Here is a 12,908-nt window from a genome sequence, read left to right on the forward strand (position 1 = left end):
TTATCTCATACTATCGATTTATCAATAAAAACAAAAAAAGTAGTATGGAAAGACAAAACTCACTGCAAAGCAAAAATTTACAATTTCATTTTTCTTTTTTTAGAAACACCTGGAGCAAAGAATCAACCATCGTCACCCTACACAACCTTTACCTGCAAACCATCAGCTCACTCTGGAAGGCACAAACCGAATGCTACCGGAAACTGCAAGACCGTCCCGACCGCAGCAATGAAGCCAAAATGGTAAAAGGCGCCATGCCTGTCGTCATCATCGAGGGCATCTGCCGCCCGCATTGCAGTCATGCCGCAGCCAATCTGGAAAAGATGAGCGGACTAGCCATGTACGACCTCGACCACCTGAACGAACGGACATCTGCCGTCAAAGCCCTTTTCCGTGCTCTCCCCTACGTGCCTTACACACAGACCAGCATCTCCGGCAGAGGGCTCAAAGTCATCGTATTTCTCGACGCCCGTACCCCGGAAGAGTATCCCCTCGCCTACGCTATCTGCCGGCAGACACTGGAACAAATCGCCGGACACCCGTGCGACGGACAATGCGCCCGCATCACCCAGCCCTGCTCTTGTGTGTGGGATACCGACGCTTACTACAACCCTGCCCCCGAACCCTACCCGTGGCGTGAAGAACTTGCCGCCAATCCTTCGCTGGCCCATCTGCTCCAAACTAAAAACAATTACGGCAGCGGCAACCATGGCAACAACAAGGATAATAACAACGGAAAAGCCTCTCCTATCCCTCCCCCTACCGAAGCCTGCGGATACATCGAAGCTTTCGTCCGCCACTTCGCCCAGTACCATCCCTGGCAAAAAGGCAATCGCCACGAATCCATGCTGGCAATGGGAAGAAGCGCACGACGTAAGGGATTTTCGAAAGAGGAGGTTGAAAAATTAACATCTGTTATGTCAGTAGAAATCGTGGGAAACGGCTATACGCTGCAAGAGCTGCAAAAAGACTTATCAGCTGGATATCAATACGTTGACCTGTCTTACATTCCCCAAGAGACTCCCCGTTCACTGACAGTACTGACAACTGACACCTTTATGCCTGTTTCTGTGGAAAACGACCAGGGAAAAGAAGAAGAATTGTCCATAAAAAATGAAGAATTACGAGGTTCCACCCCCTGCATTCCGGACGAAGTATACGCCAACCTCCCCGATTTTCTGAAAGCAGCCTTGATACCCGCACGAACACAACGCGAACGTGATATGCTGCTTCTGGGATTGATTGCCAACTTAAGCGGCTGCCTCCCTCTTGTCCGCATCAATTTCGACCAGCGCTTTTACAGCCCTCATCTCTACATCCTGATCATCGCTCCTTCCGCCACCGGCAAAGGGCTTCTCACATTGGCAGGTATGCTTCCGCGAGAGATCGAAAACTATCTGAAAGGAGAAAACAAACGGAAAAAGGATACCTACGAACGGGAGCTCATGGAATGGGAACGAAGCAATCAATGCTTCAAGAAGGGGACGCAGACCGCAGGAGCATCCACTCCCGGCCCGAAGCCCGAAGCACCGGAATATTACCACTTATGCGGTGCTCCCAGCACCTCCAAAAACCAAATCATCCGACGGCTGAAAAATAATGGTGACCTCGGACTCATTATCAACGCTACCGAACTGGACATGATCTCCGGTGCCATCAAACAGGATTACGGCAAGCACGATGACGTATTCCGTGCCGCATACCATCATGAATCGGCAGCCACAGACTACAAAGTAGACGGTGAGCTCATCTTTGTTGAAGTGCCGCGCCTGGCACTCTGCCTGTCCGGCACGCCCAACCAACTACCCAACTTCATGCACTCTATGGAGAACGGACTTTTCCCCCGTTTCACCATCTACACCTGTGGGGCACGATGGAAATATCGTTCGGCAGCCCCCATCAAGGGGAAAAAAGACTATGTCACTCTCTACAAAGAATTTAGTCTGCAAGTACTGGAGATGTACTACTTCTTTCAGCAGTCGCCTACGGAAGTCACGCTGACCGACAGCCAATGGGAGGAACATACCACCTACTTCGACCGCCTGCTCAACGAAGTAGCCAGTGAGCAGGCAGATGCACCGGGCTCTATCGTCCTCCGTGGTGCACTGATGGTGGCACGCATAGCCTCTATCTTCACTGCCCTGCGCAAATATGAAGGTGCCATGCGCATGAAGGAGTACATCTGCACGGACGAAGATTTCCATGCAGCTATGCAGATCGTGCAAACCACCCTCAATCACAGCCTGCTCGTCTCCTCTTCACTGCCGGGAGATGAGGTGAAATCAAAACCTTTGAAATCTTACTTCCGAATCCGGACGGTCGTAGAAAGTCTTCCAACGACTTTTACTTACAAAGAGATCAAAGAGAAAGCACTGACAAAAGGTATTAGTGAAAGAAGCACTTGTAGGTATCTAAAGAGTCTCTTAGAATTAAAATACATTGATAAACAAGAAGATAGATATATCAGAATAAAAGAATTCACAGACAAATAGGCGTTAAGTGTCAGTTGTCAGTGGCAGTAGCCTCAAAGAGCTGATAAATTGGTATAAAATAGATACATCACAAGAGAAGAGGTCCGCAGAAACGGAACAGAAACCGGTACAAGAGAGAAGGGAAACAAGTACCAGAATGGAGAGGAACAAGTACTGGAATGAGGGAAAAGAAGTACTGAAACGGAGCCTGTGATGTACAAGAAATGGACCGGACAAGTACAAGAAGAGAGAAAGAGAAGTACAACAACCTGCTGAATGATATACTGAAAACTGGAAAAAGACGTATGTACGGCAGTAGGGGAAGGTACTTCGTTCCCTCTTTTCAAGGTTCTCCCAAGTGACGGACAATCTGCTCCACTTCCCGACGCAGGAAGCGGTGCCGCCGGCAGTTATATCCGATAGCGTCCAACGCTTCCATCAACGGCTCACATTGCCTGATCCATCTCATCATTGTTTTAAGTGCCGTTTCTTCCGAACGGCCCGGACAATAGAGCAGAGCCAGCTCTGCCTTGTCATAAGCTCTCATTTCAAACTTTTTCTCTTCAAGTAATTCTTCCATAATCTTGTTCTATTAGCATTATTCAATGGTATAAAGGTACTAATAAAAGTTCAATTTGTAAAATAATAAGCGTATTTTATTGGGGTAAATACAGACATTTCCGGATAAAAAAAGATATCTGCGGACATCTGCGGACAAATACAGACAAGCAAAGAAAATAATTCGAACAGGGGGAGCGATTAACCAATAATAAGCAGTATCTTTAGCGGAACAGACGAAATCAAAATGGAAAATCAAAACGATGCATTCAACTATGCATATCTACTCAGACAAGTACAAGCAAGAGTACTACTTGCACAAAAAAGGCAATTTACACAGCCAATGAAGAAATGCTTTCAATGTATTGGGATATTGGCAAATTACTAACCGAGAGTCAAAAACAAATAGGTTGGGGAAACAATGTAGCACTTATGCAAAAAGTGAAAGATATAAAAGCCCGCTACTGGTACATGATCCAATGTCTGAAAAACGGTTGGAGCCGGGATTTCCTTATCGAGGCAATCAAGCAGGACTATTATCATTCTCACGGAGCATTGACCAGTAACTTCGCCGCCACTCTTCCCGAAATACAAGCCAAGCAAGTAAAAGAGACATTAAAAGATCCCTATATTTTTGATATGCTGACGTTCACCGAAGAGTACGACGAAAGAGGTATTGAACTGGGCCTTATCAAACATATCGAAGTATCAGAATAAGATATAGCATAACATAGTCCTGAACCCCAATCAGGAACGAATCGTTCCAATTCCCTGATGTGAACTGAACAGTATTATTCAGCTCGCATCAGGGACTTTCTTTTTAATCCCGTCCTCAAACCACTACAAGAACAGACATCCACGGACATTTCCGGATAAAAAAAGACATCTGCGGACATCAACGGACAAATACAGACATCGCCCATCCCCACTACCGTACTTTTGTCATGTCACAAGCAAGGAACCACTTGTGACCCCAACATTTTATTTTTCAATGATTCAAAAAACTTAAAACAAGAAAAAGATTATGGCAAAAGTATTTTCATTCACCAGCGTGCTCCGCAAGAACATGATGGAAAAAGACAAACCGGACCTGTATTACGCTCTCGCCAAGTCGAGCGGTGAGATTGATATAGACGAAATGGCGGAACGCATCCAGCGTTCGAGTACCGTGAACTGGGCAGACGTAGTGTGTGTGCTGCGTGCACTGCACACGGAGATGATCGACAGTTTCAAGAAAGGAGAGATCGTCCGACTGGGGAACATCGGTTCATTTTATGTTACCTTGCGCAGCAACGGTGTACTCGTCCAGAAGGATGTGAAAGAAGGGTTGATCAAAGGCGCCCGTGTCCGCTTCCGCCCCGGAAAGGAGATTAAAGACGCACTGAAAACGCTGGACTTCAGCAAGTACAAACCGGAAAGCAGCGAAGGAGACAAGACCGATCCGGAAAACCCCAAGCCCAAGCCGGACCCGGACGACGGCGACGAAGAAGCTCCGGACCCGACGGTATAAGGCAACCGTCAATCAGGTATTTACAAATTCCACCAAATCATGAGAAAGATCGATTTAATCGTGATCCACTGCTCTGCAACGCGGGTGGACCGGACACTGACGGCCTTTGACCTGGAGACGCTGCACCGGCGACGGGGATTCAATGGAACAGGATACCACTACTATATCCGCAAAGACGGCACGACACTTCTTACCCGTCCCATCGAACGCATCGGGGCACACGTGAAGGGATTCAATGCGTCGAGTATCGGAATCTGCTATGAAGGCGGTCTGGACTGCCGGGGACGCCCGGCAGACACACGGACACCGGAACAACGTGCCTCCCTCCGCCTGCTGGTGAACCAACTGAAGCAATGCTTCCCCGCCTGCCGGGTGTGCGGACACCGGGATCTCAGTCCGGACCTGAACGGAGACGGGGAGATTGAACCGGAAGAGTGGATCAAGGCATGTCCTTGCTTTGAAGTAAAAAGAGAGTTTTCGGGAAGTAACTAACCATTTAAAAGCATTCGGAAAGGAGGTGTATAAAATTATGGCAATGAAAAAATCTCTTTGGGATATGATTCTCAAAGTAGTCATCGCAGTAGCTTCGGCTGTAGCGGGCGTATTGGGCGCTAATGCGATGAATCTGTAAAATAGTAGCCTTGTGAAAGGGAAGACTTTCTTCCCTTTTCACAAGGTATTAATAGTATCAATCTTTAAAATAATAACATATGAATTATTTATTAAAATATAAACTTATTACTTTATGTATGTCCTGTTGTCTCGTACTTACGGCTCAGGCACAAACAATATTATCAGTAGAGGAAACGATCCAGACTCCGCAAACTCAAAGTTTTGTTCGGTACGGAAATAATCCGGTCGATTTATATACGGGTACAACGGGAGTTTCTATTCCTGTCTATACTTATAAAGATAACGACTTTGAAATCCCCATAAGTTTAGAATATGCATCCAATGGCTTGGTTGCCAATCATCAAACCGGCATTTTAGGGCAAGGATGGTATCTGAATACGGGTGGAGTTATCACTCGTACAGTAGTAGGAATTCCGGATGAGAACCATGATATCGCGATGGCCGGCTATTATGATTACCATCGTTCTGTTCCTGTTAATGAAAGCATAACGAATCCTCTTTTACTCGGAAAGCAATTTCATAACATAAGTACTATTGATGAGCCTTTTGTTTATCTGTATGATCCTTCAAAGCCATCATCGGCTATGTACGAGAGTACTCCGGACATTTTTCACTTCAATTTTATGGGGTATCAGGGTAGTTTTCAGTTTGATGTAAACAAGAAAATATGTATTTACAATACAAACACTGCAAGAGACAACTTTAAGATCAAAGTATTCAATTTTCAAAACAGTCCAATTTCTTCTTTTGAAATCACCACCAATGATGGATACAAATATATATTCGGAGGAGATCAGTCCGGATTATATGATCGGGAATGTAGTATCTCAGAAAAAAGTGTGGAACGAACTGTCATATCCTGGCAGTTAACAAAAATCATAGCACCTAATGGACGAAAAGTATCTTTGATATACCGATCAGGAGACTATACAAGTCGGGGAATCATTAAAAACATGATGCCCTCACCTAATTACAAGATAGTATCGACTCAATCCGGAGGATCGGCTTCATACTATGAATCTAGTACTGTGTCTCAATTTCCTACTTATCTGGAAAGTATCTTAGTGGGGGATGTATGCCGTATTCAACTAGACTATACCTCAAAACAGTCAGAAAAATATGGAGCAGATCGCAATCCACATGATTTGCCTGCACTGCTAAAGTTGTCATCCGTGACGGTCAACTCCCTGTCTCCGACTACAGAACAAATACTACATTGCGATTTAAGCTATCAGTATTCTGCGGATAAAAATAAAGTCTTATTCTTAAAGGAGGTTGATTTCGGAGAAGGGAAGATTTATAAAATGAATTATATAGGAGTAGATGAGTTTCCATCAATATTGGTATTTCCTTTCAATGGCACATGTGCCGTAGATCATTGGGGATATTATAATGGACAGTTATTAATCGGCATCAACAACTTCATTCCTTCTACAACAACAGATAAGGATAAAAAAGAAGTGATAACAAGCAGTCAACGCGAAGCGAATGCTCTATATTCCCAGCTTGGCATGCTCAAACAGATTTCATATCCTACTGGTGGGTATACCACTTATGAATATGAAGGTAATACTTATTCCAAACGTGCAATGGATCAGTACGTCATTCGATCAGTACCAGTCGACAAGCAGACAGGAGGGGTACGAGTAAAAACGATCAGCGATTATACGGAAACCGGTGAGTGCAACCGCCGGGAGTTTACATATCAGAATTTAGACGGAAGCAGTTCAGGCATTTTACTAAAGATGCCTAGATATCGTTTAGATTATACCACAGTGATATCCAATCAGCTCTATTATATAAACAGAGGAAATGTTCAGGATATGGCAACTTATTCCTTGGAGGGTCCTCATATAGAATATGCCAGAGTAGTAGAGAAAAAATCAGATGGTAGTATGACGGAATATAAATATAAAAATTCTTTCGACCCTTTCATTGGTGATTACTCGCAGATAGATGCACTAAGCCTCCACTTCATTCCTGGTCAGCGAATAAATTCTTCCAATTCCGGTATGGCAAGATTTATTCTCTCCCGCCTTCATTCGAATGCCCACAAAAGAGGTCTTCTCGAATCACTCTATACAACATTTAATGGAGATACTATTTATTCAGAAGAATTTACTTATCTGAACCCAGGAGGAAAATGGCATCCTATATTCGGTTATCAAACTGAAAATATCAAAAATGTAAAAACAGCAGGCGACGTATTCTATATTGATGCCATAGAAGTGGTAGATAAAGCACAGATCGGTAGTAAAACGACAAAAGAATATACAAACGGGAAAGTTTTTACAACCCAAAGGGAATACGAATTCAAGTCCTCCCTCGGTCGGCTGAATTGTATATTGACCACTTTGAGCAATGGTGATATATTAAGAGAGCGAATAGAATATCCGGAAGATATGACTACTCCTTCGGATATAGAAAAAATGATGGTGGACTCTTTTCTCACCAGTATGCCAGTAAGAAAAGCACTCACTATTCAAAAAGAATCAGATAGTTTTGAAACAGTAATAAGCGGAGAATATAACAAATATAAAAAATACGACAAGCTAATAAAACTGGAAGAAATAAGAAAAACCGCCTATGACCAACTTCCTCAATGGAAAGACTTTAATCTGGATTTTGTTGATTCCGACTTCCACAATGACGCATACGATTCATGGGGAAACTTAACACGGCAAACAGCTAAAGACAGAAGTGTCACTTCTTACGTTTGGGGATATAATAACCGCTATCCGGTTACCATAGAAAAAGATGGATTGAAAACCCGATATGAGTATAAGCCTTTAATAGGAATGACTTCTGTGACCGATATCAGAGGGATTAAGACTTATTACGAATATGACAAAGCAGGACGGCTCCAGTGTGTGAAGGACAATGACAAGAATGTTATCTCTCGGTATGATTACCATTACGGTTCAGAAAATAATAATTAAATAAAGCTTATGAATTATGAAGAATATATTTGCTTTAATGCTTTTATTGCCGATTTGCTCGGCTTTATCGGGAAATGAGAATCTTCCCTTTACAACAACTAACGCAGACTCGCTGAATGTCAACAGGAGCTTTGTCCATACACAAACGATGCTTTCTCCCAATGCCGATTCCATGCTTCAGGAGTTTCAGTATTTTGATGGATTAGGTAAGCCTATTCAAACTGTATCTCAAGGAATTTCTCCCACAAAAGGAGATTTGATATCTACTTCTGCGTATGATTCTATGGGCCGGATATCCAAAAAATGGTTACCGCTTCATGCTCAAGGAAACAACGGAGCTTTTCTTTCCGATCCTTTCAACAGTACTGTAAAACAGTATGCAGACAATGTTCCTTATCAATATACCGAGTACGACCACTTTCCCGAAAGCAGAATTATACTTCAGCAAGATGTGGGAGAAGCATGGAAAAGAAATCCTGTTCATACACAATATTTAGCAAACGATACGACTTCAGCCTTAAACTGCATCCGTTATCAAATTAATGATGAAGGGACTTTATCTGAAGAAAGTGTATATGATCCGGGAGAACTGCGAGTAATACAGACTACGGATGAAGACGGAAAGTCATTATACACATTCATAGACAAAGAAGACAGGACTATTCTGAATCGGGAAATGGATGGATCAAAACAGTATGATACGTATTATGTGTATGACATTAAAGGGAATCTATGTTATGTATTGCCTCCCATGTATCAGGAATCTCATGATTTGAGTTTGTATGCCTATCAATATAGTTATGACAACCGCAATCACTGTATCATGAAGAAAAAACCCGGAGACACCAACCGCTATGCTTATGACAAAGCTGACCGATTAATATTTCTCCAAAATCGACTTCAACAACGGCAATTTGAATGGATATTCTCCGTCCCCGACCAAAAGGGACGCGAGGTGATAAAGGGAATTGGCATTAGTTCGTCACTCAACGCCCCGGCAATCTCAAATGTATTAGTATATGCCGAACGACACCAAGGAGGAGGTGCCATGGACACCGGCTATATTATTCATGATCTGTTAGGAATGGTTTCTACTAACCCTAAAGAGGTGAACTATTATGATGATTATAGTTTTCTTGCAGACTTCGAAAGTCAGCCTACACGGTTATCCCTAGAATATAGCTTTAAGGATTTCCCATCATGGTTGAAGAATAAAGAAAAAGAGTTTTCTGTTCCTACTTTAAATCCTGTCGGATTACAGTCAGGGAAACGTTCCTATCTAGATAACAATAACTATCTATTAACAGCCCTCTATTATGATAAAAAAGGACGTATAATTCAGCAACGAGGAACAAACCATCTGGGAGGATATAATATCGATTTTTATTCTTATACTTTCACGGGATTAACAAAAGGACACGTTCATCTACATCTCGATTCTGACAAAAACACTGTAATAACAGAGTATTACGACTATGTATATGACAATGGAGAACGGTTGAAACAAGTGATATATCGTCTGAATGGCGAACAAGACACCATATTATCAGAAAATGAATATGACAATCTGTGCCGGCTTAAAAGCGTGAAGCTGAATAATGGAACAACAGCTTTAACCTACGATTACAACATTCGTAATTGGATGATAAGTATTGACAGTCCGTTCTTCAAACAAAAGTTGCACTATACAGACGGGGCAGGAACCCCCTGTTATAATGGAAATGTCAGTAGTATGACTTGGCAGACTGCTTCGTCAGGAATATCCGGGTATAAATTTAGTTATGATGGTTTAAACCGAATGAAAGATGCAATATACGGAGAAGGGAATAATCTCAGCATGAATTTAAACCGTTTCAACGAACAAATAACCGGTTATGATAAAAATGGAAATATTCTGGGCTTGAAACGTTTCGGTCAAACATCACAGAATGATTATGGTTTAATAGATGATCTCTCACTGAGTTATAATGGCAACCGTTTGCTCTCTGTTAAAGACAATGCTGCAAATTCGGCATACGCAGGTAGCTTCGAATTTTCAAACGGTGCTGACAAATCTGTAGAATATTCCTATGACATCAGTGGCAATCTAAAAAGAGATTTAAACAAAAAAATTACTGATATCCAATATAATTACTTAAATTTGCCAAGCCTCATAAAGTTTGAGAACGGAAGTAACATTTCTTATCTCTATAGTCCGGAAGGAGCCAAACTTCGTACTACACATGTGACAGATAAGGATACACTTATTACAGACTATTGCGGCAACGTGATCTATGAAAATGGAATTCCTGTCAAACTGCTGACAGAGGTAGGATATGTAACCCTTGCGGATGCTGTTCATCACTATTTCTTGCAAGACCATCAAGGAAATAATCGGGTGGTTATAGACGAGAATAATAATGTAGATGAGGTTAATCATTATTATCCGTTCGGAGGAGTATTCGCTTCGACTTCATCTGTCCAACCTTTTAAGTATAATAGCAAAGAATTGGACAGAAAGAATGGATTGGATTGGTATGATTATGGGGCAAGAATGTATGATGCAGCGTTGGGAAGATGGCATGTAGCAGATCCGTCAAGTGAAAAGAATTATTCAAATACTCCTTATGGGTATTGCTTTAATAATCCAGTTACACATATAGATCCGGACGGCAAACAAGGAGTAGCGATCCCGACACCCTATGGTCCTCTCCCGTTCTATTACCCTTTGACGAGAACTCAAAGCTATAACTTGCCTTCAGATCAACAAATAATGAGGCATACATCAGACAAGTTCGCGGAGTTAGGGCAAATGATTACAGATGCGCCTAAGATGTCTTATACCTTTGGCTCTCTCTTGTATTATCAGGTAAAGAGCGCTGTCAGTCCTGAATACAATCATCAGAGGAAAAGAGACAGAAAAGCTAAAGAAAATTTAGACAAGAATCAGGCAAACGTAGCAAACAGTATAGATACCAACGTGTCAGGAATGATGCCTAATGGCGATCCGGCTCCTAAAAGGGATCCTAATGATAAAAGTAAAATAGGAAAAGCAGGAAAAAAAGTTTTAATAGGTTCGGGTATAGCCAGAACAGCTTTAGAATTAACAACTCCCGATCCTACTCAAGATGCATATGATGCTCATACTAATCAAGTTGTCGGAAAGGAAGAATATTCTACAAACTATATAAGAGATATTTTTGAATGGATAATAGAACAACTTAAAGATTAACACATTAAACAATATATGGGAAATATTTTTATAGAAATATTCAAGAAGATAACCATACTCAACAGCATTTTAATGATTATCTATTGTTTTTTTCATCCTGACTTAGGAGAATTTGAGTTTATGTTTATTATCATGATATTATTATTAATTTCATGGATAATATGGTTGATAGGTAAGATATTAAATTACTTTGAGAGGAATAAACATCCAAAGGGAAAGGAAGTAGAAACTAATGATATTATTCAAACAGCTTGTTTCAAGTTTCATCAAAACATTGATATGTTATATTATTACTGTGCAGCAGCATATATTATTTTCTTCGCTCGAAAATCCATATATATTGATTATTTAATGCTACTTTTACTAGGATTATTTCTTGGAAATCGAATAGCAATAAAAGCCAACTTATATATTTTAAATCGAGTTAGTAAAAAGAAAATAAATAAATAACTCTTATGCACTAGGATTTACCAGTCTCCTACCTTGATATGGGCAATTAGAACATAATTAACCCATATCAAGGTATATAAAATCACAAAAGAATGATGGAAATAATTTGTTTTAACGATTAATTTATAGTTATATGAGACATCTTTTTATAGCAATATATGAGAAACTTACTTCATGGTTTTGCGTCATAATAATTCCTTGCTTCATGTTTTCCTCTTTTTTTTATAAATATTACTACCTAAAGCATACTATTGTAATAGTAGTCATGCTTTGGGGAGCAATTATTGCAATAGGTGGAATGATGAGTTATCTGTTTCCATATATAAAGACACCTAAACAGCCTCTGAAAGAAAAAGGAATGATCCGGACATTATATTTGAACTCCGAAATAATAATACCGCAAATTTATTGCTGGTATTTTGTAATATATATAACCTTCAGTTTAGAGTTTAAGTCTATATTATACAATTATCTGATGTTACTTTTAACAGGATTATTCCTTGGATATAAAACAACAATGAAAGTAAACAAATATACATTAGAAGAAGCCTATCGGAAAAAGCAGGAACATAAAAAACAGAAAAGGAATAAATAGAAGATAAACAAAGAAGAGCAGACTCAACAAACGCAAGGGACTCACAATACATACGCATTTGCCGGTCTACTCTTCCTGTTACCTCCCAGACGTTCTCAATGAAACATCCGGAAGACTAGAACTCCCTTTTCAGATTCCGGAGCAGTTCTTCCTTCTTCGCTTTATATTTCTTGGAAAGAGGATTGTACGAATAAAGGTTAGTATGTTTCAAACGTATCTCGTCTGTCTGCTCCTTCCGGCGTTCTTCCCGCTCTTCCACATCATCCGGATCTTCGGACTTACGTCTTGCACCTCTCCTGCTAAACAACTGAAACTTGGATGTACCCCGAAGCTGACGAATCAGCATCTTGATAATCCGGACAATAATCTCTTGTTCCTGTTCGGAATAAGGCCTATTTACTGTCTCAGTATAAGAGAGATAATAAACTTTCAGTTCTTCTTCCAACTCTTGCAAAAAATGCATCCGCTCAACTCTGGAAAACTTCTTTCTACCAGTATGCAAATCTTTTAATCTTTCCATTAGATCTATATTTTTCAATTT

General features: G+C 41.0%; 9 protein-coding genes and 1 pseudogene. 8 read left to right on the plus strand and 2 right to left on the minus strand.

Annotated features, from left to right (window positions below):
* The first annotated feature begins 44 nt into the window (after window positions 1-44).
* Window positions 45-2,492 carry a DUF3987 domain-containing protein gene (locus tag K6V30_RS24150; RefSeq protein ID WP_010539166.1) on the plus strand — a complete coding sequence of 816 codons (2,448 nt, stop codon included), beginning with the start codon at window positions 45-47 and terminating at the stop codon, window positions 2,490-2,492.
* 322 nt (window positions 2,493-2,814) lie between these two features.
* Here K6V30_RS24150 and K6V30_RS24155 read toward each other — a convergent pair whose 3' ends face one another.
* Complete coding sequence (locus tag K6V30_RS24155; RefSeq protein ID WP_010539168.1) at window positions 2,815-3,051, minus strand: DUF4248 domain-containing protein; 237 nt, start codon at window positions 3,049-3,051, stop codon at window positions 2,815-2,817.
* A 225-nt stretch (window positions 3,052-3,276) separates the two neighbouring features.
* On the opposite strand from K6V30_RS24155, the pseudogene K6V30_RS25325 reads away from it, so the two are divergent.
* The 7 genes and pseudogenes from K6V30_RS25325 to K6V30_RS24190 form a co-directional block, all read left to right on the plus strand.
* Window positions 3,277-3,734, plus strand: a pseudogene (locus tag K6V30_RS25325) (DUF1016 N-terminal domain-containing protein); the annotation flags it as partial.
* 319 nt (window positions 3,735-4,053) lie between these two features.
* The gene (locus K6V30_RS24165; protein ID WP_010539170.1) at window positions 4,054-4,539 is read left to right on the plus strand and encodes an HU family DNA-binding protein; all 486 of its coding nucleotides are present in this window, start codon (window positions 4,054-4,056) and stop codon (window positions 4,537-4,539) included.
* 39 nt (window positions 4,540-4,578) lie between these two features.
* Window positions 4,579-5,031, plus strand: coding sequence for an N-acetylmuramoyl-L-alanine amidase (locus K6V30_RS24170; protein ID WP_055269793.1), 453 nt, complete (start codon window positions 4,579-4,581; stop codon window positions 5,029-5,031).
* Window positions 5,032-5,074: 43 nt separating this feature from the next.
* Entirely contained in the window at window positions 5,075-5,170 is a 96-nt protein-coding gene (locus K6V30_RS24175) for a smalltalk protein (RefSeq protein WP_022302478.1), read from the plus strand.
* A 79-nt stretch (window positions 5,171-5,249) separates the two neighbouring features.
* Window positions 5,250-8,111 (plus strand): hypothetical protein, encoded by a 2,862-nt coding sequence (locus K6V30_RS24180; protein ID WP_224207220.1) that lies wholly within the window; start codon window positions 5,250-5,252, stop codon window positions 8,109-8,111.
* 16 nt (window positions 8,112-8,127) lie between these two features.
* Complete coding sequence (locus K6V30_RS24185; RefSeq protein WP_055269789.1) at window positions 8,128-11,322, plus strand: DUF6443 domain-containing protein; 3,195 nt, start codon at window positions 8,128-8,130, stop codon at window positions 11,320-11,322.
* A gap of 15 nt (window positions 11,323-11,337) precedes the next feature.
* The gene (locus K6V30_RS24190; protein ID WP_010539175.1) at window positions 11,338-11,772 is read left to right on the plus strand and encodes a hypothetical protein; all 435 of its coding nucleotides are present in this window, start codon (window positions 11,338-11,340) and stop codon (window positions 11,770-11,772) included.
* Window positions 11,773-12,482: 710 nt separating this feature from the next.
* Here K6V30_RS24190 and K6V30_RS24200 read toward each other — a convergent pair.
* Window positions 12,483-12,887: a hypothetical protein gene (locus tag K6V30_RS24200; RefSeq protein ID WP_055269787.1), complete on the minus strand. Its 405-nt coding sequence runs from the start codon at window positions 12,885-12,887 to the stop codon at window positions 12,483-12,485.
* Window positions 12,888-12,908: the final 21 nt, after the last annotated feature.

The organism is Bacteroides faecis (assembly GCF_020091505.1).
GTDB lineage: Bacteria > Bacteroidota > Bacteroidia > Bacteroidales > Bacteroidaceae > Bacteroides > Bacteroides faecis.